The 24998-nt window shown below is 49.9% G+C and carries 24 protein-coding genes and 1 other annotated feature; of the genes, 3 read left to right on the plus strand and 21 right to left on the minus strand.

The annotated features are described in order from the left end of the window. The first annotated feature begins 84 nt into the window (after positions 1–84). Positions 85–1071 carry a P1 family peptidase gene (locus tag KTG14_RS02700; RefSeq protein ID WP_216969191.1) on the plus strand — a complete coding sequence of 329 codons (987 nt, stop codon included), beginning with the start codon at positions 85–87 and terminating at the stop codon, positions 1069–1071. 43 nt (positions 1072–1114) lie between these two features. On the opposite strand, the gene KTG14_RS02705 is transcribed toward KTG14_RS02700, so the two are convergent. The 5 genes from KTG14_RS02705 to murB form a co-directional block, all read right to left on the minus strand. Beyond that, positions 1115–1450 (minus strand): fluoride efflux transporter FluC, encoded by a 336-nt coding sequence (locus KTG14_RS02705; RefSeq protein WP_216969193.1) that lies wholly within the window; start codon positions 1448–1450, stop codon positions 1115–1117. Beyond that, complete coding sequence (locus KTG14_RS02710; RefSeq protein WP_216969195.1) at positions 1447–1800, minus strand: fluoride efflux transporter FluC; 354 nt, start codon at positions 1798–1800, stop codon at positions 1447–1449. The genes KTG14_RS02705 and KTG14_RS02710 overlap by 4 nt, the downstream gene beginning before the upstream one ends. A 32-nt stretch (positions 1801–1832) precedes the next feature. Then, positions 1833–4190, minus strand: a complete 2358-nt coding sequence (locus KTG14_RS02715) for a penicillin acylase family protein (RefSeq protein ID WP_216969196.1) — start codon at positions 4188–4190, stop codon at positions 1833–1835. Positions 4191–4275: 85 nt separating this feature from the next. Further along, positions 4276–5787: a potassium/proton antiporter gene (locus KTG14_RS02720; RefSeq protein ID WP_254177951.1), complete on the minus strand. Its 1512-nt coding sequence runs from the start codon at positions 5785–5787 to the stop codon at positions 4276–4278. Between the two features lie 66 nt (positions 5788–5853). Then, positions 5854–6771, minus strand: coding sequence for a UDP-N-acetylmuramate dehydrogenase (gene murB, locus KTG14_RS02725; RefSeq protein ID WP_216969198.1), 918 nt, complete (start codon positions 6769–6771; stop codon positions 5854–5856). Between the two features lie 202 nt (positions 6772–6973). Here murB and KTG14_RS02730 point away from each other — a divergent pair, with 202 nt between their 5' ends. Further along, on the plus strand, positions 6974–7498 hold the full coding sequence (locus tag KTG14_RS02730) for a YceI family protein (RefSeq protein WP_058381824.1): 525 nt from the start codon (positions 6974–6976) through the stop codon (positions 7496–7498). Between the two features lie 47 nt (positions 7499–7545). On the opposite strand, the gene KTG14_RS02735 is transcribed toward KTG14_RS02730, so the two are convergent. The 4 genes from KTG14_RS02735 to KTG14_RS02750 all read right to left on the minus strand — a co-directional run bounded on the left by KTG14_RS02735 (position 7546) and on the right by KTG14_RS02750 (position 11813). Beyond that, positions 7546–9099, minus strand: coding sequence for an FAD-dependent oxidoreductase (locus KTG14_RS02735; protein ID WP_216969200.1), 1554 nt, complete (start codon positions 9097–9099; stop codon positions 7546–7548). A gap of 245 nt (positions 9100–9344) precedes the next feature. After that, positions 9345–9977, minus strand: coding sequence for an FMN-dependent NADH-azoreductase (locus tag KTG14_RS02740; protein WP_216969202.1), 633 nt, complete (start codon positions 9975–9977; stop codon positions 9345–9347). A 95-nt stretch (positions 9978–10072) separates the two neighbouring features. Then, a complete protein-coding gene (locus KTG14_RS02745; protein WP_216969204.1) occupies positions 10073–10783 on the minus strand; it encodes a DsbA family oxidoreductase in 711 nt (236 codons plus the stop codon). A gap of 103 nt (positions 10784–10886) precedes the next feature. Continuing rightward, positions 10887–11813, minus strand: coding sequence for a manganese-dependent inorganic pyrophosphatase (locus KTG14_RS02750; protein WP_216969205.1), 927 nt, complete (start codon positions 11811–11813; stop codon positions 10887–10889). 227 nt (positions 11814–12040) lie between these two features. Between KTG14_RS02750 and KTG14_RS02755 the strand changes: the two genes are divergently transcribed. Then, positions 12041–12841, plus strand: coding sequence for a GNAT family N-acetyltransferase (locus tag KTG14_RS02755; protein ID WP_216969207.1), 801 nt, complete (start codon positions 12041–12043; stop codon positions 12839–12841). Positions 12842–12900: 59 nt separating this feature from the next. On the opposite strand, the gene KTG14_RS02760 is transcribed toward KTG14_RS02755, so the two are convergent. The 12 genes from KTG14_RS02760 to KTG14_RS02815 all read right to left on the minus strand — a co-directional run bounded on the left by KTG14_RS02760 (position 12901) and on the right by KTG14_RS02815 (position 24947). Continuing rightward, the gene (locus KTG14_RS02760) at positions 12901–14196 is read right to left on the minus strand and encodes an arsenic transporter (protein WP_216969209.1); all 1296 of its coding nucleotides are present in this window, start codon (positions 14194–14196) and stop codon (positions 12901–12903) included. Positions 14197–14211: 15 nt separating this feature from the next. Beyond that, positions 14212–14541, minus strand: coding sequence for an ArsR/SmtB family transcription factor (locus KTG14_RS02765; protein WP_216969211.1), 330 nt, complete (start codon positions 14539–14541; stop codon positions 14212–14214). Between the two features lie 133 nt (positions 14542–14674). Further along, positions 14675–15193 carry a type 1 glutamine amidotransferase domain-containing protein gene (locus KTG14_RS02770; RefSeq protein WP_216969219.1) on the minus strand — a complete coding sequence of 173 codons (519 nt, stop codon included), beginning with the start codon at positions 15191–15193 and terminating at the stop codon, positions 14675–14677. Positions 15194–15263: 70 nt separating this feature from the next. Next, the gene (locus KTG14_RS02775; protein ID WP_216969221.1) at positions 15264–15857 is read right to left on the minus strand and encodes a DNA-3-methyladenine glycosylase; all 594 of its coding nucleotides are present in this window, start codon (positions 15855–15857) and stop codon (positions 15264–15266) included. A 20-nt stretch (positions 15858–15877) separates the two neighbouring features. Then, positions 15878–16648, minus strand: a complete 771-nt coding sequence (trpA, locus tag KTG14_RS02780; protein ID WP_216969223.1) for a tryptophan synthase subunit alpha — start codon at positions 16646–16648, stop codon at positions 15878–15880. Further along, positions 16645–18453 carry a tryptophan synthase subunit beta gene (trpB, locus tag KTG14_RS02785; RefSeq protein WP_216969225.1) on the minus strand — a complete coding sequence of 603 codons (1809 nt, stop codon included), beginning with the start codon at positions 18451–18453 and terminating at the stop codon, positions 16645–16647. The genes trpA and trpB overlap by 4 nt, the downstream gene beginning before the upstream one ends. Then, positions 18450–19223, minus strand: a complete 774-nt coding sequence (trpC, locus tag KTG14_RS02790; RefSeq protein WP_216969227.1) for an indole-3-glycerol phosphate synthase TrpC — start codon at positions 19221–19223, stop codon at positions 18450–18452. The genes trpB and trpC overlap by 4 nt, the downstream gene beginning before the upstream one ends. Then, on the minus strand, positions 19220–20212 hold the full coding sequence (gene trpD, locus KTG14_RS02795) for an anthranilate phosphoribosyltransferase (RefSeq protein ID WP_216969229.1): 993 nt from the start codon (positions 20210–20212) through the stop codon (positions 19220–19222). Before trpD ends, trpC begins: the two co-directional genes overlap by 4 nt. A gap of 62 nt (positions 20213–20274) precedes the next feature. Continuing rightward, positions 20275–20504, minus strand: a binding site (T-box leader). A 244-nt stretch (positions 20505–20748) separates the two neighbouring features. Then, positions 20749–21897: an acyl-CoA dehydrogenase family protein gene (locus KTG14_RS02800; protein ID WP_216969231.1), complete on the minus strand. Its 1149-nt coding sequence runs from the start codon at positions 21895–21897 to the stop codon at positions 20749–20751. A gap of 24 nt (positions 21898–21921) precedes the next feature. Continuing rightward, complete coding sequence (locus KTG14_RS02805; RefSeq protein ID WP_216969233.1) at positions 21922–22692, minus strand: SDR family NAD(P)-dependent oxidoreductase; 771 nt, start codon at positions 22690–22692, stop codon at positions 21922–21924. Between the two features lie 33 nt (positions 22693–22725). Then, the gene (locus KTG14_RS02810) at positions 22726–23877 is read right to left on the minus strand and encodes a thiolase family protein (protein WP_216969235.1); all 1152 of its coding nucleotides are present in this window, start codon (positions 23875–23877) and stop codon (positions 22726–22728) included. Positions 23878–24053: 176 nt separating this feature from the next. Continuing rightward, complete coding sequence (locus tag KTG14_RS02815) at positions 24054–24947, minus strand: glycine betaine ABC transporter substrate-binding protein (RefSeq protein WP_216969237.1); 894 nt, start codon at positions 24945–24947, stop codon at positions 24054–24056. Positions 24948–24998 lie beyond the last annotated feature (51 nt).

The raw sequence follows: 24998 nt of genomic DNA on the forward strand, positions 1-24998 counted from the left end.
GCGGAGCTATTGGATTTCACAATTTCCAAACCAAATCGTGATCCGCAACCTCTCTAAAGCAAGAAAACGGAAATGGGGATCATGATGCATAAAGGAAAACGCAATTCCATCGCGGACGTGCCAGGCGTCACCGTCGGCCATGTCACACTTGATGAAAAGATCGATGAAGAAGAATCTGTCTGCACCGGTGTCACGGCGATCTTGCCACATGCCGGCAACTGGTTCGAACGAAAAACGCCTGCTGCCTCGTTTGTATTGAATGGCTTCGGCAAAACCGCAGGGCTTGTTCAGGTCGAAGAACTCGGCGTGATCGAATCCCCGATTATGCTGACCAATACTTTCAGCGTGGCGGCGGTGCTACAAGGAACGATGGACTACATGCTCGCTGAAAATCCAGCAATTGGCGATTCGACCAGTTCATTGAATTTGCTGGTCGGCGAATGCAATGACAGTTATTTGAATTCGATGCGGCGGATGGCCGTCGAACCGATTCATGCTGCCCAAGCAATTCGCACAGCTTCTTCTGACTTTGCACAAGGGGCAGTCGGTGCCGGCAAAGGAATGATTTGCTACGGCGTCAAAGGCGGCATCGGTTCTTCTTCACGCACCGTGGAATACGGGGATGAACAGTTCGCAGCCGGCGTACTCGCTTTGACCAATTTCGGGCGCAAAGAAGAAATTGCCATCGCCAATTGGCTGCCTGAAGACGCCCCCGAAAAACGACCGGATGGATCCGTTATCATCGTGGTCGCCACCGATGCACCGCTCGACAGTCGACAGCTGAAGCGGCTCGCCAAACGTGCGGCGATCGGGCTTGGCCGCACCGGCACGCATGTACATAACGGCTCAGGGGACATCATCATCGCCTTCTCCACCGCCTATACCATTCCCCACCAGCAGCAATCGCCTTTTACCGATTTACGGCTATTGCGCGATGACCACGAAGTGATGGCGGGGCTGTTCCAAGGCGTGATCGAATCAACGGAAGAAGCGGTCTATCAATCGCTATTCCATGCCGAAACCACTTCTGGGCGCATGGGACGCGTCGTCGAAAAAGGCCAGTTCGAATAAAAACACAAAAAAACCATTCCGCTATTTCAGCGGAACGGTTTTTTTACATAGTAGCAATGGAATAACCGGCAGCAAACAGCAGCAAGCCAAAAATGAGCGTCGCGGAAATATAAAAGATGCCTTGCTTCCAATGGCCGTCTTCAAAATCCTTCACACCATCGAGCGCCATCGTCGAAAATGTCGTGAACGCGCCGAGAAACCCGAAGATGCCGGAAGCTGCTGGCAAACCTGCCCCGAGGCATGCTCCGATAATGAGCGACCCGAGACTGTTGACGAACCAAGTCGCAATCTTCGGCTGGCGCACACGGTTCTCCAACGCCAGATAACAGAGATAACGGGCAACGGCCCCGAGAAAGCCGAATATCGCGATGCTGATCATTCGACCGCCCCCTTGCGCCCCGCCAACAGCCCCAAAGCCGCTGCCACAATCGATGCGGACGTCATGCCAAGAGCATAAATGATGCCTGTTAATAAGGATGATTCAAGCAAGTGGAACCAATCCGCCGAAAAGGCGGAAAAGCTCGTGAACGAACCGACCAGCCCCGTCGAGACGAACAACCGCGTCTCCGCCGATCGTTTCACCAAGCGGGCGGCTGCGATGCCAATAATGAAGCTTCCGAGAATGTTCACCAGCCACAAGCCCGGCCCCGCTCCAGCAAATTGAAACACAATCATGCGGAGAAGCGATCCGGCCATGCCGCCGAATCCTACAGCCAATACCTTTTTCATAAAATCCCCCGACTATTTTTCTCCAGTATACCTTATTCAGGAGTGAGCGTTAATTCAGCTCCTTCTACGTCTCCATCGATACTCGTTTCATGAAACTCCCCTTGCGCCCATTTGTCGACTTGGTTATGGAAAAAGTCGGATTTCACATGGCCGCTCAGCCCTGGCCCGACAATGTGATAGGCTTTCGACAAATCGGCAAGGTCTGCCACAAAACGCCAAGAGGCCCCGTGATCGACATCGCCATCATCATTGAAAGCCGCTGCCTGGACGGTAATATTCGAGCCGCCCACTGGCACTTTGTCCGGATTCAGGAATTGTTCAAGAATCGGAGAGGCCCCCGCAACAGGATGTGGGAAGGTCAATTGATGGTATTCGCCCCATTCCCAGTCTTGCGGATCGCTGCCTTGCGCTGTTTCGATATCATCGAGAGCAAGATCGAGCGAATCAGCGAGCCATTTCCCAGTGCCGCCATATTCACGGACCCATGCGCCCTCGTCTCCTTCAAAAGCTTGGCGCAACATAGCGTCAGTGATATGGTTTTTGCCTGACAGCATATCGTAGACATCTTCAGGAAACTGTCCCTCGAATAAAGTATCCGGCAATTGGCGCATCCATGTATGGAACACAAACGGTGCTGCCTGATCGGCACTGTCGACTTGGTCCCATTCACGCAGCATCTCGAACAATTTATCGTGTTCATCCGTGACTTTTTCGACTTCTGCCATCATTCCTTCAAGAAATTCTGCAGCGTACAAATTCTTCTGATCCATCTGCAGGTCCATCATATCTTCTGCCGTAAGCTTGTCGCTGCTTTCCAACACTTCTGCAATGCGCTCATAGCGATACGGCTGCGCCCAAAAGTCCGTGATATGGTACGGATAGCTATCATCTATGACTTGGTTATTAGCGGTTGCAATGAACCCGGATTCCGGATTGACCGAACGTGGCAATTCATCGAACGGCACATAGCCGTCCCATCCGTATTCGGCAGAATCGCCCGGCACCGGCAATTGCCCATCACCTTGTTTTCGTATCGGGATGCGCCCGTTCGCTTTATAAGCGATCGTCCCATCGGTTGATGCGAATACGAAATTCTGTGCGGGCGCCTGGAAGTCTTCCAACGCCGTTTCGAATTGTTCCCAGTTCTCTGCTTTATTGAAATTCAACACGGCCTGCAGTTCGAGCGTGGGCTCAAGTGCTGTCCACTGCATGGAAAAAACAGCGGAAGGCTCTTCCTCTTCATACAGAACCGGTGACACGATAGGGCCGTGGCGAGTGACCAGCACTTCGAAATCGACTGTCTCCCCATCCTTTACCTTTATCGGCTCTTCTAGCACCTCCGCTTGTTCCCATTGCCCTTCATAACGGAACTGCGTCGGATCATCTGGGTTTGGCGTTTCGATATACAAATCCTGTACATCCGGCCCGACGTTTGTCACACCCCATGCGACCTGTTCATTATGTCCGAGAATGATTCCCGGAATACCCGCAAAAATGACGCCGCTGACATTTTGCTCCGGCGACTCCAAATGCATCTGGTACCAAATGGATGGCGTGCTGAGCCCGAGATGCGGATCGTCCGCTAACAGCGGCAGCCCGCTTTCCGTCTTGTCTCCTGACACAACCCAGTTATTGCTGCCGTTGAATTCTGGCGGAATGACCGATGGATCGAACGCACCTGCGACTGCGACCGGCTGTTTTTTGTTCGCTGCCAAAATCGCCGGCGCCTCTTCCGGATAGCGGATGAATAATTCGCGTGCTTTATCTTCCGGGAATTCATTCAATGCCCAATGCCGGACGGCAAGTGAATTCCAATGTCCGCCAAGATCATAAGCCATGAATTTGCCGATCGCCAAGGAATCGACAGGTGTCCACGTTTCAGGTTCATAACCAAGCAACGCGAATTCATAGCTCAGGCGTTCCTCCTCTTTTGCTTCTTCGATATACGCGTTGACGCCTTCCGCATACCATTCGAGCACTTGCTTCGCTTCATCCCCGTAGCCAGCCCAAGACGCTTCACCGGCACGGCGCAAGCTGAAGGTGCGGAAATATTTATCGGTATCAATGGCCGCTTCCCCGATCACTTCAGCCAAGCGTCCGCTTGCCTGCCGCCTCGATAAATCCATTTGAAACAAGCGGTCCTGCGCCTGCACATAGCCCTGCGCACGGTACAGGTCCGCATCGCTTTGTGCTTGGATATGCGGCACACCGATATCGTCCCTGACGACCGTCACGCGCTCTTCTAGCACCCTGACAGCCACCTCGCCTTCAATAACCGGTTTAGACTTCGATATGTAAACGTTTGCAAAAATAACTGCAACGGCTGCCAATACGAGCAGCGACCCGAATGCAATCAATAGCCATTTCCCCCATTTTTTCTTTTTCATCATTGGATCCCCCTTTTTGCTTTTCATTCGACTGGCGCCGTAGAAAATCCTTCCTCAGCATCAAAAAAAGCTTGCCGCAGAGGCAAGCTTAGTTGACGAAATCTTCTTCTCCAAGCACCAATTTCACTTTCGGCACTTGTTTCTTTTCAGTAAGGACATACAGCACATCGCCTTTTCTGAGACGCGTCGTTCCAGTTGGCATGACGAGCTTGCCGGAACGGATAATAGCACTGATCAAGGTCTGGTTCGGAAGGCCGATCGTCTGTACCAACTGGCCAGCGAAAGGCGATTTCTCCGATAATTCGACTTCAAGCATTTCTGCATTGGCACGGTCCATCGACACCAATTCCAGGGAATGGATGCGCTTTGGAACCGGACGGCCATTCAACCCAAGTTTCTCGGCAAAAAACGAGATGGTCGAACCTTGCAGCAACGCAGACGTCAGCACGATGAACGAAACGATATTGAAAAACAGGATACTGTTTTCCATGCCGGCGAGCATCGGGAACGTCGCCAGAACGATTGGCACTGCTCCCCGCAACCCTGCCCAGGACATGAACAGCTTTTCTTTCAAATCATAATCGAAGAATGCCGTGCTGATGAAGACGGCGATTGGGCGCGCTATGAAGATCAGCACAAACGATAACACAAGCCCTTTCCAAATAAGATCCCAGTCAGCCAATTGGCTTGGGAAGACGAGCAGCCCCAGAATGACGAACATGACAATTTGCATAAGCCAAGCGAAACCTTCGTGGAAGGAGACGATCGAATAGCTATGCGTCAAATCACGCGTCCCGATCACAAGCGCTGCTAAGTAAACCGCAAGCAAACCACTGCCGCCAAGGACAGCTGTAAAGCTATAGATGAAAATCGCAAAACCCGCGGCAAGCACCGCGTAAAGTCCAGATGCATCAAGCCGGATCCGGTTGATGGTCCATGATGCGAAAAATCCAAGTGCCAATCCCAGAACCAAGCCCAGCCCCATTTGAAGCAGGAAGCTGCCGAGCATCGTCCAGACCGATGAATCTGGGATCATGATCAATTGCACGAAAGCGATGGTCAAAAACATCGCCATCGGGTCGTTCGTTCCTGACTCCGCTTCGAGCGTTGAGGAGATTTTGGCTTTGATGTTTTGGCCTGCGAGAACCGAAAATACCGCTGCGGCATCTGTCGAACCGACGATGGAACCAAGCAGCAACGCCTGCAGCCAAGTCAAATCAAAAACATAATACGCTGCGACAGCCACAATGCCTGTCGTGATCAAAACCCCAAGCGTCGCCAGGACGATTGAACTGCCAAGAACCGGGCGGATATGCTTCCACTGGGTTTGCAAACCGCCTTCGAAGAGGATAATAATGAGGGCAACAATTCCGACCATTTGGGCAATTTCTGCATTGGAAAAATAGATAAGGCCTGAAACATCACTGCCTAACACCATGCCGAGGAACATAAACAAAACAAGTGAGGGAACGCCGGCACGCGCCGAGACTTTCGTCATCAGAACGCCAGCCAAGAGGAAAATTCCGCCGATCAATATCACACCATCTACACTGAAATTCTGTATATTGACCACCTCTCCCGTAAAATATTTTGAATTCATTATACCATAATAATGGCCCTACTTAAAAAAGCGGCACTCCGTCTAAAGGAGTGCCGCTAGTTTAAATCAAGCCATTTCTTCGCCGACGATTTTCACTTCAAGCTCCAAATCGATGCCGAATTTTTCGAACACCGCTTTTTTCACCATTTCAATCGTTTGAATATAGTCATTAGCGGTCGCGTTGTTTTTATTGACGATAAATCCAGCGTGCTTTGTCGAAACTTCCGCACCGCCAAATCCCTTGCCCTGCAATCCGCTCTCCTGAATCAACTTGCCGGCAAAATTACCTGGCGGACGTTTGAAGACACTTCCTGCAGAAGGGAATTCAAGCGGCTGCTTGCTTTCACGTTGGAAAGTCAAATCAGACATTTTCGCATCAATGATCCGCTGCTCGCCTATTTCGAGGCCAAACTCGGAAGCTAGGACATAAAAGCCTTTCTTCGTGATGATGCTTTTCCGGTAGCCGAGTTCCAACTCATCTTTCGTCAAGACCAGCTTTTCCCCTTCTTTCGTCAAGACCGTCGCCTGGACGATGACGTCTTGAATCTCGCCGCCGTATGCACCGGCGTTCATTGCCATTGCGCCGCCGATTGAACCCGGGATGCCGCAGGCGAATTCCAATCCTGTCAGCTGTCGGTCAGCTGCCGCTCGCGATACGGTTTTAATGTCTGCTCCACCTTGTGCGATGACTGTCGTGCCGTTGATCATGATGCCATCCAGCTTTTTGAAAGTCAGCACGATTCCACGGACGCCGCCATCGCGAACGACCATATTGGAGCCATTCCCGAGCATCAAGAGCGGGATATCATTATCATATGCATATTTCACAGTATAAGCTACTTCATCTTCAGTTGTTGGTGCTACAAATATATCGGCCGGCCCGCCCATTTTCGTCAATGTATGCAAATGCAAAGGCTCGTCCATTTTGACGTGATCTTCTGCCACAAAACGGCGCAAATCCATCAACCAAGTTTCTTTCATCATTCCAAGCAAATCCCTTCTAAACTTTTCGCTCTTAATAGTATCCATTTTTCATCATGTTTTGACAAGTGATATTGCCTTGTTAAGGACTAAAGTCCAGATAAATTTTATCTTTAATTAAAACTACTTTAATTAAAACCTATTGACTTCAAGATATTATGTGTTTATAGTAAAGCTACCACATATGAAATTGGAGGAATTACTCATGAAAAAATGGACAGTAGACCAAGCGCATTCAGAAATCGGATTTTCCGTGAAACACATGATGATCTCGAAAGTGAAAGGCTCTTTCGCTTCATATGAAGCCCAGGTGGAAGCAGATGAAAACAACTTGGAAAATGCATTGATCGATTTCAAAATCGATGTGACAAGCATTGACACCAATAACGAAGACCGCGACAACCATTTGCGCTCTGCAGATTTCTTTGACGCTGAACAGCATCCCTACATTACGTTCAACGCAACCGATATCCGCAAAAAAGACGATGACGAATACGAGCTTGAAGGTGATTTGACGATCAAAGGCGTTACGCGTCCTGCGAAATTCGAAGCGGAATATGGCGGCAAAGCCACCAACCCGTGGGGCGTAGAAGTTGTTGCGTATAACGTCAACGGCAAGATTAACCGTAAAGATTTCGGATTGACATGGAATCAGGCGCTTGAAACAGGCGGCGTGCTTGTCGGCGAAGACATTAAATTGAACTTGGAAATCCAAGCGAACCCAGCATAAGTAAGCATAAAAAAGAAGCAGCCTGCGCTGCTTCTTTTTTTTACGTTTTATACGCCGCCTTCTAATTTCTTCAGTGGTTTCACGGCAGGCCCTTCCAGTACTTCGCCTGTGTGTGAGAATCGTGAGCCGTGGCACGGGCAATCCCAGGAAGTTTCAGCATCGTTCCATGCCACGTCACAGCCCATATGCGTACAGGTCGGTTTGACGAGATGCACTTGGCCGTATTCATCGCGGTAGCCGCCAGCTTTTTTGCCGTCCACTTTGACAAGGCCGCCCTGCCCTTTTTCAAGGTCGTCGATGGTCTTAGACGCTTTTTTCAATTTACCGCTTACCAGTTCTTTCGCCACTGATGCATTGTCTTTCAAAAAGCTTGCCGCGTCGATAGCTTTTACTTTCGGCCGTGTCGGGTCGAATAGCGCAGCGTATGGGTTATCGCGCCCGACGATTTGGTCGGTCAAAATCCGACCGGCAATGGCGCCATTCGACATGCCCCATTTATGGAATCCGGTCGCGACGAGAATATTTTCATATCCAGCGGTGATCGTGCCGACATAAGGGATTTTATCCAAAGTCGTCATATCCTGGGATGACCAGCGATACGGAATTTCCTCTGCAGCAAAATAATCTTCGCCGAATTTCGCTAAATTCTCGTAATGTTCCATCGTGTCTGCGGAACTTTGCCCTGTGGCGTGGCCATCCCCGCCAAGCAACAAGAGTTTCTCTCCGTCTTCTCCCGGCGTAAAGCGGATGGATCGGGATGGGCTGTCGGCACTGATATACATGCCTTCAGGAATCTTGCCCTCAGTCCGGACAGCAATGGCATAGGAGCGGTTGACAGACAGCCTTGAGAAATACATGCCGTCAAAATCATTGAATGGATAATGCGTAGCGACTACTACTTTGTCGCAGGACAAATGAGATAAGTTTTCCGTTTGGATCACCGGATCTTTTTTGCTCAGGATTTTCACGGCGCGGCTTTGTTCATGAATGTCCACGCCCATTTTCTCCAGTTCCTTTACAAGGCCGGTCAGGAATTTTACCGGATGGAATTGCGCCTGGTTGCGCATGACGAGCGCTTCTGTCACAGGGAATGGCAGTTCCGACTCCTCACGCGCAAGCCCGCCGTCTATGCCAAGCTTTTGATATGCTTCCGCCTCTTTTTCCAACAACTTTACCGTGGAATCTTTTGTCGAATAGATAAATGCATCTTGATGTGAAAAATCGCAATCGATGTTCAGCTCTTTTGCCGTTTCTTCGATAAACTTCAAGCCTTCCATATTGGCTTCGTAATAAAGCTTCGCTTGTTTTTCCCCAGCTAACTTGATTAGCGGCGCATAATACAGGCCATGCTGAGCTGAAATCTTCGCAGTGGTATAGCCCGTAACGCCATCGATCAATTTGCCAGCATCAAGAAGTGTTACTTTTTTTCCTTCCTTCGCCAATAGATACGCGGTGATGACACCGGCGATGCCAGCCCCCACTACTGCAACTTCCGTAGACTTATTGCCGGTAAATGCCGGGTAATCCGGCAGTTCCTTGTACGCTCTCCAAAAAGACTCCTTCGATTCGGGAATACGGCTTTGCTGTTCATTTTGAGACATGCTGCCCCTCCTTTATTGAATGTTTTGCTTATTGACTGTCTACCCCTATGTGGAAATCATTAATCAATAAATGGAAGAAGGTCAGCTGAGTTCATTTAATTGCGAGGCTTGAGCGCAGTGAAAGTCGAGCAATTAAATGCGTAAAAGAAAAGCTGAATTGATCCATTTGATTGGAAAAGCTTGGTCCCGGCAATTTTAAACAAAAAAAGACGGAAACGCCGAAGCATTTCCGTCTTTTTCAACCATTATGCGTTTACTTTAGAAAGTGTGTTAGCTGTTTCTTTCACGTGTTCCATGCCGTCTGCAATGATTTGCTCAGCGCGGTCAGGGTACATATTGTGGCCTTCGATAATGACTTCTTCGATATCTGTGATGCCGAAGAAGTTCATGATGGCGCGGATGTAGTTGACGCTCATTTCGCTAGGCGCCATTTCCGGTGTCGAGTAGACGCCGCCACGTGCGTTCAAGATGATGACTTTCTTCTCTGGGACCAAGCCAACCGGGCCTTCTTCCGTGTACTTGAAGGTCATGCCTGCACGGTAGACATAGTCGATGAATGTTTGCAATGCGGCAGGAATTGTTTTATTCCACAATGGGAATGCGAAAACGACTACATCAGCGTCCATGAATGCGTCCATCGCCTTGTTGGCTGCAGTCAAGATGCGCTGCTCCAGGTCAGTCAATTCTTCAGCCTGTGCGGACTTCTGCATGGCATCGAAGAAATCCTGGCCGAAATACGGCATATCTTCTGCAAATACGTCAAACGTGTTGACTTCCGCATCTGTCTTTAAGTTATCCATGAATACTTCGTGCATTTTACTTGAAACGCCCTCAGAAGCCGGACGGTTATTGGCTTTTACGACTAAAATGTTTTCCACTTGTAAAACTCCCTTATACTATTAATATTATTCTTTAATTCGAGACTTTTTAATTATAAGTAATTCGAGATACAAAGTCAATTTGCTTGCTCAAGTCATTCGCCGTCGCAGGAATCTCCTGTGCAAAAGCTTGTTTTCGCTTTTCCGATCGGCTTCAATGCCGGACGCAAACCTTCTTCTTCACCGATTTGTTCCAATGCCTCAATGAACGCTTCAAGCGGCTGTGCGCCGGAAATCGCATACTTTCGGTTAACGACGAAAAACGGGACGCCTTGTACACCGATCTGTCCAGCTTCTTGGATGTCTTGTTCGACTTCGCCCTGGAATTGATTCGAATTAAGAACTTCCGCTGCCTGTTGTCGATTAAGACCGGCTTTTTCAGCAATCGTCAGTAATGTCTCCACGTTGCTGATATTATTCGCTTTTTCGAAGTAGTGGTGCATCAATAGCTCGGTCAGTTGATGTTCTCCACCTTGCGTGGCAGCCCATTTGACGAGTCGATGTGCAGTAAATGTATTAGCGTGAGGCATGTTATCCACATCATAATGCAGGTCGAATGCTTTAGCCTGCTGTGCAACGCCCACTGTCATTTCCTTTGCTCGTTCGAGGCTTTGCCCCATCTTTTCCGCTAAGTGTTCATAGGCGAACCTGTTGGAGTCCACTGGCGCTTGTGGATCCAATTCGTATGCTTTAAATGTGATCTCCGCTTGGCTCTCATAGCCTGAGCGTACGAGTGCTTGTTCCAATGTGCGTTTTCCTATATAACAGAATGGGCAAACGTAATCTGACCAAACTTCAATTTTCATAACTACTCACCTCGCCACTTACTATAGCAATGACATAGATACGCCACAATTTTTTTGCTTGAAAATAATTCCCAGCACAAAAAAACTGACTCCCCATAGGGAATCAGCTTAAAGCTTCGGTAATGACCGGAACAATTTGTTTTTTTCTTGAGACGACGCCCGGCAGGATCACGCGGTTGTTGACGACGCTTGACTCGAAGGCAGATTCGATGATGTCTGCGCGGCGTCCAAGGACAATCGCTTCTGAGTTATTGTTCAGGATGTCTGTGACAGCGAAGACGAAAAGGTCCAGATCTTTGGCGGTGACTGTATTGCTGATGAGCACTTCCAATTCCGCCTGGCGCTCCAGCACTTCCGAAACATCGATAGCGTTGACTTGTGCCACTTCAAAACGATGGTCGCCCGCATCAAATTCCTTGGAATCGAGTGAAATCAAATCTTCCAGTGTTTTATTGCTTAAATCGGCGCCAGCTTTCAACAAGGCAAGGCCGTACTCTTGCGAATCGACGCCGGCGATCTCTGCCAGTTCCTGCGCTGCTTGAATGTCCTGATCAGTGCAGGTCGGGGATTTGAACAGCAATGAATCCGAAATGATGGCCGATAGCATCAACCCGGCAATATCAGCCGGCACTTCGACACCATGCTCTTTATAGAGCTTCAATAAAATCGTCGCTGTGCATCCGACAGGCTCTGCGCGGAAATAGAGCGGATCGGTTGTTTCGAAATTGGCGATTCGGTGGTGGTCTATTACTTCGATCACTTGGACTTCATCGATATCATCGATACTCTGCTGGCGCTCGTTATGATCAACAAGGATGACTTGCTTCACTTCGTCCGAAGCGCGTTTCACTAAACGGGGATTCGCGGCTTTAAAACGATCAAGCGCAAAAAGCGTCTCATTGTTCGATTCACCGAGGCGAATGGCTTCAGCATCCATTCCGAGCTCTTTTTTCAAATGGGCATAAGCGATCGCCGAACAGATCGAATCGGTGTCCGGATTTTTATGACCTAATACAAAAACGTTTGACATAAATAATGGCCTCCTGGCTTGTGTAGTTTCTGAGATTATTCTATCACAAATTTCTTCTCCATAAAAAATCTGCGACTGAAAACCTAGTATTACACAGCGTTCCACTAACTAAATGTAGAGATAATTTTAGAATTATCAGTATTTTTAAAGTTTAGTGTGTACTTTAGCACGCTTGAATGGTATTATATTACTAACTAATCCTATTTTTTTGGAAGGAAGAGGTGCCAGTGACTATATTATTGGAAAAGAAATACATTCCCCTGTCCCATTATTTTCAATCCGCGACGAATTCCAATATCCGTTTGACCTTTTCGGAAATCGAGCAGATCATGGGCCAGAACTTGCCCAACGCCGCTTACTTGAACAAAAGCTGGTGGAAAAAGTCGAAGCCCCCCGCAAAACATTTCCATGCCTGGATGGATTCCGGCTACCGCGTTGCGGAAGTCGAACCCGACCGTTATGTCGTCTTCGAAAAAGCAGATGCCAAGAACACAGCAGCCAATAAAGAGGACGAAGACAAAGATATTTTGTTGATCCGCACTGCTGAACACGGAGATGCCCGGTCGCTGGCTTTGCTCCAAAAAGCCGTGGAGGCGGAATCCGACTTCATGCTTTATGGAAAGGACGAGCGCTCGCTTTCCACGCAGCGTGTCCGCAAGCAAATCATCGAGTGGAAGCAAAGTGGCCATTCCGCTATTATCATCGCCATTTTGAATGGCCAGCACGTTGGCTATTTGATGGTCATCGGCAATGAAGCGCAGCGGGCACAACACCGAGCAGCATTGGTCCTAGGCCTTCTCAAGGAAGCACAAGGCAAAGGCATCGCCAAATCGCTCCTCGAAAAAGCGGAAGACTGGGCCAAGCAAAAAGGCATCTCCCGCCTGGAATTGACGGTCCTCGAAGCCAACGAGCGCGCCCGCAAGCTCTATGAAAAAGCCGGGTTCAAAGCAGAAGGTACTCGCCACCGCTCGCTCATCATCGACGGAAAAGAACACGATGAAATCTACTTAGCTAAGTTTTTGGACTAAGCCAAAATCAAAAATGCCCACCATTCACTTTTGAATGGTGGGCATTTTCGTTGCGTTAATTAATTCAGTATCGTTAACCACAAATACAGGCCAGTCAAGGTAATGAACAAAGTCGGGACAGTGAGGATGATGCCGACCTTGAAGTAATAACCCCAGCTGATTTCGACCCCTTTCGTCTTCAAAACATGAAGCCATAAAAGTGTCGCGAGTGAACCAATCGGCGTGATTTTCGGGCCGAGGTCGGATCCGATGACATTGGCATAAATCAAGGCATCGCGCATGACACCGTTTGTGCCCGTCTCCGCTATAGCCAAGGCATTGATCATGACGGTCGGCATATTGTTCATGCCGGATGATAGGATCGCCGCGATAAAGCCCATGCCGATCGTCGCCGCGTACAAACCATGCCCCGCTGTCCACTCAATCGCCTGAGCGAGCACCGAGGTTAGGCCTACATTGCGTAATCCGTAGACAACAACGTACATGCCGATCGAGAAGAAGACAATTGCCCATGGTGCGCCTTTTAGAACCGTCATCGTTTCAACATGCTTGCTGTTGCGCGCAATCGCCAGGAAAATGATCGCGATTGAGCCAGCAATCAAGGAGACCGGAATTTCCAGCGATTCGCTCATGAAGTAACCGACCAGCAAGATCCCAAGAACCACCCAAGACAGGCGGAAAATGCGGATATCTTTAATCGCAGTTTCGGGTTTTTTCAACACGCCGGGATCAAAGCGGCCCGGGATGTCTTTTTTAAAAAATAAGTACAGCACAAGCATGCTTGCCAGTATGCTGAATAAGTTCGGAACCACCATATGCAATGCGTATTCCGTAAAGCCGATGCCAAAGAAATCAGCAGACACGATATTGACCAAGTTGCTGATGACAAACGGCAAGGAGGCCGTATCAGCAATAAAGCCGGATGCCATGATAAACGGCAAAATCATCGTATCGCGGAATTTTAACGCCCTTACCATCGCCAGAACAATCGGCGTCAGAATTAGCGCCGCGCCGTCATTGGCAAATAATGCAGCCACCACAGCACCGAGCAATGTCACAAGGAAAAACATGCGCAAGCCGCTGCCTTTGGCAAAGCGCGCCATATGTAATGCAGCCCATTCGAAAAAGCCGATTTCATCCAAAATCAAGGAAATGATAATCAAGGCGACAAATGTCAATGTCGCATTCCACACAATCCCCGTTACATCCCAAACATCGCCGAAATCCACGACGCCGAATATCAACGCGACAACTGCCCCTGCAATAGCCGACCAACCGATCGACAATCCGCGCGGCTGCCAAATAACGAAAAGCAATGTCACCAGAAAAATAATAATCGCTAACCAAACATCCATTCCATCTACAACTCCTTAACTACAATCCACTTTCTTGCCTTCAGCGACTAATGACGCCACCGTTCGTTCAGGTTCCGGCAACATCGTAAGAAGCGTTGTCAGCACCCCGAAAAGCCCATGTTTTTCATTAAGCGACCAGATCGTCCAGCGGCCCCGCTTTTCTTCACAGACCCACCCGGCCTGCTTCAACTTGCGCATATGCTGGCTGATGGCCGGCTGCGACATATCGAGCAGCTCCGTGAATTCGCAGATGCACAATGCCTCTTTCGATAAGTATTTCAAAATCAGCATGCGGGTCTCGTCGCTTACCGCTTTCAAGCTCTGTTCCATTTGTTTATAGTCCATTTCAGTCACCTCTTTTTGGCAATGGGTTTATTATATAAGCAATTACTTATGTATACAAGAGGGCATTTCGATTTCCTAATAATTTTAACGAGAAAAAACCGCCCCCGTTAAAGGGAGCGGTTTGGATAATTCTTTATTTGTTTTCAAGCAATTTCAGTGACTCGCGGTTGAATGCCGGGATATCATCCGGCTGGCGGCTTGTTACCAATTGGTCTTGGCATACAGCCACTTCTTCGTCCACAACCGTTGCGCCAGCATACTCCATGTCGACTTGAATCGACTTAAAGCCTGTCGCTTTGCGGCCTTCCAAAGCTTTCGCCGTGATCAATAGCTGCGGCCCGTGGCAGATTGCGAAGACTGGTTTCTTCGAATCCATAAATGCTTTTGTGAATGTCACGAAACGATCGTCACCGCGCAATTGGTCTGGTGAAAAACCGCCTGGTAACAATAGCGCATCAAATTCATCCGGGTTCACATCATCGATGCCTTTATCGATTGTGACAACGGCTTCACCTTGTTTGCCAGTCACTTTCTTGCCAGCTTCCTTTTCGATATTGATCAGTTCATGGCCAGCTTCGTTAAACGCTTTTGCCGGTTCTGTATACTCCACATCTTCGAACATATCTGTAATTAACGTTGCAATTTTTGCCACTTTCCTTCACTCCTTCTGTTTATGTGCTCCCTCTCAGTATTCCACGAATTGGAAAGCTTAAACATCCGGATTACGGACGGAATTTCGAGACAAACGGATTTTCCGATTCCCAGAAACGGTACGGGTAATGGACCGCTTCCTGTGAATTTCCGATACCAACGCGCGGCCCCGTCGACACCGCATGCACCGCATTGCCTTCAGCGATATAAAGCGGGCGGTCCGTGAAATGATGGCCATTATAATCCATCGTGATGCCCATCGCTTTTGTCAATTTACCCGGCCCGTTCGTCCACTGCTTCATCGGCATGTGGTGGCCTCTACGCTCTGCCATGAATTCGGTGCCTTCAATCGGTTCGACCGCACGAATCAGGATGGCGCGCGGCTCATCTTCCGGCCCGCTGACGACATTCACTAGCGTATGGGTATGCATTTGATACGTATATACAAGGCCCGATCTGCCAAACATCACTTCTGTCCGCTTCGTACGGCGGTTGCCAAAACTGTGCGCAGCCCGATCTTCCGCCCCCATATAGGCTTCGGTCTCAACGATCCGGCCGGCAACAATTCCCTCAGCCCCTTCGTGGACCAGGATTTTCCCTAACAAGTCGCGCGATAAATCAAGTGTCGGTGCCTCAAAAAAACTTAAATCCAACGGTTCGAACATAATGATCCCTCCTGACGGCATTATACCGAATGAGGGATCGTCACTGCATCAATCAAAGGCTCGAGATCTTCAATACGGTCTTCATGGAACGCTTGGACAATTGCGCTGCCGACAATAAAACCGTCGACATCGTCACGCAGCATATTGACGTGGCTTTCTTTCGAGATGCCAAACCCCGCATAAACCGGAACCGGGCTCAATTCCCTTACTTTGCGCGTGAAGGCGCCGACTTCTTCAGCTAAATCATCACGAGTTCCCGTAATGCCGGTAACCGTAACTGCATAGACAAAGCCTTCCGCTTGTTTCAGGATTTCTTCCAAACGGCTCTCGATGGTCGTCAAGGTGACGAGCTGAATCAGCACAAGTTCCTGCTGTTTCGCGAACGGTTCAATCAATTGGCGATGCTCGAACGGCAAGTCCGGAATGATGACGCCCGATGCCCCCGCTTTTTTCGCTTCCTGGGTAAAACGCTCCGCTCCGAAGCGAATGACCGGATTCAAATACGTCATGATGACGAGCGGCACTTTCACTTCGAAATCGAAGCGCTGCATTTCATCGAGTACTTTCTCCAGTGTGATGCCTTTATCAAGCGCCCGGTTTCCTGCCGCTTCGATCGTCGGGCCATCAGCAACCGGATCCGAAAACGGAATGCCGACTTCAATCGCCGTCACCCCGCGCTCTTGCAGATACTGGATCTGCTCACCGAGTTTTTCAATTCCGCCATCGCCTGCCATGATGTAAGCGACAAAGGCTTTATGTCCTGCTTGTTTCAGTTCTGCTAATCGTTTCATGACAGCCCCTCCAATTTTTCGGCGTATGTCGCCATATCCTTATCGCCTCTGCCGGATACGCAAATGACGAGCACTTCATCCGCTGTCATCGACTGCGCTTGTTTTTTCGCTTCCGCTATCGCATGGGCAGTTTCCAAAGCCGGAATGATGCCTTCTAAGCGTGACATTTCAATGACCGATGCAAGCGCTTCGTCGTCTGTAATCGCTTCATACGTCACACGTCCGTTGTCCGCAAGGTGAGCGTGTTCCGGGCCGATGCCCGGGTAATCGAGTCCTGCAGAAATCGAATGCGCTTCCTGCACTTGCCCTGCATCGTCTTGCAAGATTTTCATCATCGCCCCGTGCAGCACGCCTTCTGATCCTTTAGTCAAAGTAGCCGCATGGCGATCCGTATCCACGCCTGCTCCAGCCGCTTCTGCGCCGATCAAGCGAACCGATGCATCCTCGACAAACGGATGGAACATGCCGATTGCGTTGGAACCGCCCCCGACACATGCCACAATCGCATCTGGCAGACGCCCTTCTTTTTCCAGGATCTGCCGTTTTGTTTCCTTGCCGATGACGCTTTGGAAATCGCGCACCATCGTTGGGAATGGATGCGGCCCAAGAGCTGAGCCGATCAAGTAATGCGTATCTTCGACATTGGTGACCCAGTAGCGCAGCGCTTCATTCACCGCATCTTTCAGCGTGCCGCTTCCTTTTGTGACACTTTCCACCCGCGCACCCAATAATTTCATACGGAACACATTGAGTTGCTGGCGTTTGATGTCTTCTTCACCCATGAAGACGACACAGTCCAAATCGAACAGCGCACAGATGGTAGCCGTCGCCACGCCATGCTGGCCAGCTCCAGTTTCTGCCACGATTTTGCGCTTACCCATACGCTGCGCAAGCAAGGCTTGGCCAATCGCATTGTTTACTTTATGTGCGCCGGTGTGGTTTAAATCCTCGCGTTTCAAATAAATTTTCGGACCGCCCCACGCTTCTGTCATGCGCGCCGCAAACGTCAGCGGTTGTTCACGACCGACGTATTCTTTCAAGTAATGGTGATATTCTTTTTGAAACTCATCGTCATTCTTTGCATCTTCATAAGCCGCTTCTAGTTCTTTGACGGCTTTCATCAAAGTTTCCGGTACAAACTGTCCGCCGTAGCGCCCGAAAAAACCTACTGGATCTATCGTCTTTTCTTGTGTTCTCTCCATCGAATCACCCTTTGCCTGTAGTATGAATTGCTGGATTTTCACTTCATCTTTCCGGCCGGCCGTTTCCACGCCGCTCGATACATCGACCATGAAAGGAGTGGTTTGGCTGATGGCCGCTTGCACGTTGTCTTTATTCAATCCACCCGCTAAAATGAGGCGGCTATGATCCAAATTCACATTTTCCAGGAGGCTCCAATCAAACACATGCCCGCTGCCTCCCCGGTAGTCGGTGCCTGGTGCATCGACCAATATATAATCCGCAATCGAGTTGTTCAGTTTCTCTACATCGTCCGGTGAGCGGATCGAGAAGGCTTGAATGACCGGCACGTCGATGCGCCGGATCAATTCGTCCGGTTCATCGCCGTGCAATTGCACCATCGTCAAAGGCACTGTCTTAACGGCTTCATCGATTTCTTCGTATGAGGCGTTGACGAAGACACCGATCCGTTGCATGTCATTGTTTGCGAGACGCGATAACTCTTGCGCCCGTTCGACCGATACGCGCCGTTTGCTTGGGGCAAAGACAAATCCGATCGCATCCGCTTGCGATGCGGCTTTAACGTGTTGCTCTTCCATCAATCCACAGATTTTAACACGTGTCATTGCGCTGCCTCCTGTCCTGTTGCCTGGCGAATCCAGCTTGCCGGATCTTCCGAACGCATCAACGCCTCTCCGACCAGCACACCTTGTGCTCCGAGTTCATAAGCCCGGTGCGCATCCGCCGTATCATTCATGCCACTTTCACTAATCAGTACCGAACCGCTGCTGAATGGAAATTGACCAGCCAATTCCGCCGTACGTTCAAGTGAAACTTCAAAAGTTTTTAAATTGCGGTTGTTGACGCCAATCAGCTGCGCACCGAACGCGACCGCTTTTTCCAACTCTGCTGCATCATGCACTTCCACGAGAATTTCCAAGCCGAGCGAATCCGCATAGCGGAATAACCGTTCGAGCTCCTCGTCTTTAAGCGCTGCGACGATCAATAAGATGATCGTCGCTCCAGCCGCTTTCGCCCGTTCGATTTGGATTTCACTGACCATGAAATCCTTGCACAACACCGGAACCGAAACCGCGCGTGCCACTTTTCTCAAGTCTTCAATCGATCCTTTAAAATACTGCTCATCCGTCAAAACGGAAATGGCGGCTGCACCAGCCCCTTCGTATTGGCGGGCCTGTTCAACGACGTCCACTTCCATACGGATGGCGCCTTTTGAGGGCGATGCGCGTTTGATCTCCGAAATGACTCCGCGGCTTTTTCGCAAGCTGTCGATGAGTTTTGGTTTGTCCGGATATTGCTCGGTTTTAGGATAACTATTTTCATAGGCAGTGATTTCCTGCCGTTTGGTTTCCATGATTTTGTCCAATATGGTCATACGAGCACCCCCGATGCTAGGCGGTGTAATTCATACACATGCGCCGTTTCGCCTGAAATGATTGATTTTCTTGCCTGATGCACGCCTTCCGCAATACTTGCGGCGCGGCCGCTCACATAAAGCACAGTTCCCGCATTCAATACTACTGTATCCAAATAAGCGCTCGGCGTCCCGCCGATGACTTCTTTGAAGATCTCAGCATTGCGCTTCGAATCGCCTCCGCGAATCGCCTCGATCGGCGCGGTTTCAAGCCCGACTTCGTTAGGATGGACTGTCATGCTGCGCTTGCCGTTTTCGTCAAAAACGATCAATTGGTTGGTTCCGGAAAGCGACAATTCATCCAATCCGCCTGCCCCGTGGACGATGGCTCCGCGCTTTCTGCCGAGACGCATCAAGGCATCGGCCATCGGTTCCATCATGTCCGGGCGGTAGACGCCGCTCATTTGGATGGCGATCGGCAAAGGATTCGCCAGCGGGCCGACCAAGTTGAAGATGGTCGGCGTGCCGATTTCCTTGCGCACTTCGCGCAAGCCACCGAGTGCCGGATGGATCGCCGGCGCGAACAAAAAGGCGATGCCTGTCTGTTCGACGAGTGCCGGCAGTTCCTCTACAGCCAATTGAGTGGAAATCCCGATCTCTTCCAATAAATCAGAGCTGCCCGTTTTGCTGGAGACGCTTCGGTTGCCGTGCTTTGCGACGCTCATGCCGCAGCCTGCCAAGACGAAAGCCGTTAATGTGCTGATATTGAAGCTAAAGGATTTGTCGCCGCCGGTTCCGCAAACATCCACCAGCTCGCCTGCCATTTCCGGAAGCTTCACTGCTTTCTCTCGCATCGCCAGGACCATGCCGACCAATTCATCAGCCGTCTCGCCTTTTTCGTGCAATTCATTCAAGAAATTTTTCATCTGCTGGCGGTCCATGCGCCCTTCCAATAATTCCAATGCTCGCTGTTTCATTGTATGTTCATTCATATTCTCTGCTCTGCTCATCTCAATCTCTCCTCGTCTCGTTTTTAAATGCAAAAATCCCCGCAACCGGGGTCTATTCCGGTTGCGGGGACGGTTTTAACCGCGGTACCACCACGCATTAATGCATTTTGCACTCACTCAAACAGGCTTCTTAAGCCTTTCCCTTTAACGCAGGGATACGTCCGCCATACTCGCTTCCGCTTTCCGGCTGGCTCTCATAAGTCCATTCGCACAGCACTTCTAATCAGCTTCCACCACCCGCTGACTCTCTAAATAGAGGCCACTGCCTACTCGTCTCAATCCTCGATTTTCACTCTTCTGTTCTCATCTCTGCTAACTCTTCTCTCGAATAGACTTGCCGCTACCAACAAGTTGTCTTTCATACTAAAAGGTTTTGTATATTCTGTCAAGTGACAAACTCTAACTTCTCTTTACACCTCGACGTATCACCGGCGGAAGGATCGATTTTGACGACGCTTGAACCGGTTTGCGCAAGCCGCGTTCGGGCATGCATTACTCCTCGTCTAGGACACAGGAGCCCGCCAAGTTTTTTCTATCTAGAGACCCATCCGTTTAGCGATGATGGTTTTCATGATTTCATTGGAACCCGCATAAATTGCTGCGACTGGAATGTCTCGGTAGCGCCGGGCGATTTTATATTCTTCCATATACCCGTAGCCTCCGTGTAATTGCATGCATTCACCTGATATTTTCTTCGCTGTTTCCGTCAGCCAGTATTTGGCCATCGATACTTTCGAGACCACGTCTTTTCCAGCCATATGCTCTTCAATTAAGGATTCCAGAAACGCTTTGCCGAGTTCGATTTCAGTTGCCATCTCCACCAGTTTGAACTGGGTGTTCTGAAATGCGCTGATCGGCTTGCCGAATGCTTTGCGGGATTTTACATAGTCAATCGTCATCTCGAGCATATCTTCCGATGCAATCTGCGCGGCAAGCGCCACGACGAGCCGCTCCTGCTGGAGTTTTTCCATCAAGTATGTGAAACCTTTGTTTTCTTCCCCGACTAGGTTGGCGGCCGGCACTTTGCAATCCTCGAAATACAGTTCGGACGTATCCTGCGCATGAAGCCCGACTTTATCGAGCTTGCGCCCTTTCGTAAACCCAGGCGTCCCTTCTTCGACCATCAAGAGCGAAATGCCTTTATGCTTCGGTTCCGCTTTCAAGTCGGTCTTGACGACCACCAGCACATGCGTCGAATTGATGCCGTTGGTAATAAAGGTTTTTTGGCCGTTGACGATATAATGATCGCCGTCTTTAACAGCCGTAGCCGAAATATTGGCGAGGTCCGACCCAGCGCCTGGTTCGGTCATCGCAATTGCGGTAATATACTCTCCGCTGATGCAGCCCGGCAGCCAATCCTGTTTCTGCTGTTCTGTTCCATAGGCTTCAATATAAGGGACAGTAATGTCATTATGCAGCCCGACACCCGTCAAGCTCGCCCCGACGCGCTCCATTTCTTCACCGATAATGACGCCGTAGCGAAAATCGAGGCCAAGCCCGCCGTATTGCTCTTCTACTTGAGGGCATAAAAAGCCCATGTCGCCGAGCTGTCTCCAGAACGGCTTCGGGATCAGGCGGTCTTTTTCCCATTGTTCGTAATGCGGCACCGCTTCTTTTTCCAAAAACTTGCGTAAGGATTTGCGGAACATCGTATGCTCTTGTTCTTCAAAACGGTATCTAGCCATTTCTCCCACACCCCTTTTCTTGTTTTATTTTGGCTGCATGCGAATCGCACCATCCAAACGAATCACTTCGCCGTTTAAGAGCGGGTTTTCCACAATGCTTTCGACCAATTTTGCGTATTCCGCAGGGTGTCCGAGACGCGCCGGAAACGGTACTGTCGCAGAAAGTGAAGCGATGGCAGCTTCCGGCAAGCCGTCGAACATCGGCGTTTTCATGAGCCCCGGCGCAATTGCCATGACGCGGATCCCGTCACGCGCAAATTCACGCGCAATCGGCAAGGTCATCGAGACGATGCCGCCTTTTGAGGCGCTATAGGCTGCTTGCCCGATCTGCCCTTCAAAGGCCGCGACGGATGCGGTCGAAATGATGACGCCGCGCTCGCCGTTTTCATTCGGCACGTTCTTTTGCATAGCCGCCGCCACAGCACGCAAGACGTTGAAACTGCCGATCAAATTGACTTGGATGACTTGTTCGAAACGTTCGAGTGCAAGCGGCTCCCCTTTCGACACGACTTTTCCGGGTGTGCCGATGCCTGCGCAATTGACCAGGAGGTTGACATGGCCAAGCTGATCGACCGCCAATTTCACATTTTCTTCCACGTGTAGTGCGTTTGTTACATCAGTCCCGAAATAACTGACTTGCCCTTCACTGAAATCAGCCATCACTTGTTGCGCACGCGCTTCGTTCAAATCGAAGATGATCGCCCGCCCGCCGTTTTCAGCGATATGGCGTACTGTCGCTTCACCAAGACCCGATGCACCGCCCGTGACGATGGCTTTCACTTTAGAAAAATCCATTTCATTCTCCCCTTTGGCTGTGTCTTTATCTAGTTAATTGATTCGTTCAATGATCGTTGCATTGGCCATTCCCATGCCTTCGCAAATCGCCAGCAAGCCGTAGCGACTGTCAGAGCGTTCCAGTTCATGCACAAGCGACACCAATAATTTCGTACCGGTCGCACCTAAAGGGTGTCCGAGTGCAATCGCGCCGCCGTTGACATTGAGCTTATCCGGATCTCCTCCGATATCCGCAAGCCACGCGAGCGGAACAGGCGCAAATGCCTCATTCACTTCGTAGCGGTCCATATCTTCGATTGACAGCCCGGCTTTCTCCAACACTTTTTTCGTCGCGGCAATCGGCCCCGTCAGCATCAAAGTCGGGTCAGATCCGACAACCACACGTGCAATAATGCGCGCTTTCGGCTTCAAGCCAAGTTCCTGCGCTTTTTCTTTTGACATCAATAAAACAGCGGAAGCCCCGTCGCTCATTTGGCTGGCGTTGCCTGCTGTGATGACACCTTGTTCGTCGAATGCAGGCTTTAAACCCGCGAGCACTTCATCGGTCGTTCCAGGCCTTGGCCCTTCGTCCGTCGCGACTTTTTGGAAACCGCCTTGTTCATCCGCTACATCCATGGAGATGATTTCCTTATCATAAAGGCCTGCATCGATCGCATTTTGTGCACGTTCGTGGCTTTTGACTGCATAAGCGTCCAATTGTTGGCGGCTAAATCCCCATTTTTCAACTATGCGTTCTGCAGACAAGCCTTGGTTGATGATTTCGTATTGATCGGTCAGTTTTTTACTCGGCTGTGCTCCTTGCATATTGGAAAACATCGGCACGCGCGTCATGCTCTCAACGCCACCCGCGATGACGATATCCATATCGCCGGACAAAATCGCCTGCGCCCCGAAATGGACGGCTTGCTGGCTCGATCCGCATTGGCGGTCGATGGTGACACCCGGCACAAAATCCGGGAACCCGGCAATCAATGCTGCCGTTCTAGCGATGTTGCCGCCTTGTTCACCCGATTGCGAGACACAGCCGAGAATGATGTCTTCCACCATACCTTTTTCAACGCCCGCACGGTTCACCAATTCTTCCAGCACGACAGCTGCTAGTTCATCCGGTCGCATCTCCTGGAATTGCCCTTTGCGCCTGCCGACTGGCGACCGGACACCCTCAACGATGACTACTTCTTTCATTCATAATCACTCCTATTTTGAAATCGCTTTTATTTTATTAAACAGAATTGAATGACTATTCACTCATCTTTATTTATTGTACAAGAATCACTTACGGATTACTACACGGAAAACCACGAACGGAACTTCAGCACAACTAAAAAAACCTCTGCAGCATGTTGCTGCAGAGGTTTCCATCATTCTTCAATCAAGCCTTTTTCAACCAGGAATTCACGAGCTACTTCATTCGGGATTTCCTGATCCACATCCACACGCGAATTCATCGCGAGCATCTCTTCTTCCGTGATTTGCCCGGCGAGCTCATTCAACAAGCCCTCAAGTTCCGGATATTCTTCGAGCGTTTCCATCCGAACGACCGGTACAGCATCGTATTTCGGGAAGAACGATTGATCGTCTTCTGTCGTCTCTAAGTCGAACAAGTCAATGCGGCTGTCGGTGGTGAAGGCTGGGATGACGTCGACATCTCCATTTTGGACCGCTTCATACATAATGGCCGGGTCAAAGCTTTCAGTCGCTGAAAACTCGAACGGGTAGGTCGCGACCATATCATCATAACCGTCTCCTTGGCGCTCATAGAATGGGTGTGGCGCCCCGAAAGTCATATCTTCCGATTGCGAAATTTCCGCAAGGTCGGAATAGGTTTCTGCGTCGTAATCTTTGGCGTACGCCAAGGTGTAGCCATTTTCAAATCCGAGTGGTTCGAGCCATGTAGCGTCCAGCTCTTCTTCATAGCCCGCTCGCACTTCTTCCAACACTTCCTCAGAAGATTGTCCAGGCGTCGACTCGCGCTTCAAGACGTCTTTCAAGCCCGTTCCAGTATATTCGACGTATAAGTCGATATCGCCCTGCTCGAGTGCCGGCGTCAAGATTGACACTTCCCCGAGCCCTTCTTCGTACTCTACGCTATAGTCCGAGTTCGCTTCGATATACTGCCCGACAATATGCGGCAGGATATATTGTTCTGTCCAAGGTTTGCCCCCGATGACGATCGGTTCCGACTCTGCGCCGCCGCTGCAGGCAGCGAGGATCGCAGATGTCCCGAGCAATAAACCAAATGCTGTTTTTTTCATTGATGTTTCCCCCTTTTCGGCCCGTTTAGAGCCCAGTTTCTCATTCATATT

This window comes from Planococcus sp. CP5-4_YE, from assembly GCF_019042655.1.
Classification (GTDB): domain Bacteria; phylum Bacillota; class Bacilli; order Bacillales_A; family Planococcaceae; genus Planococcus.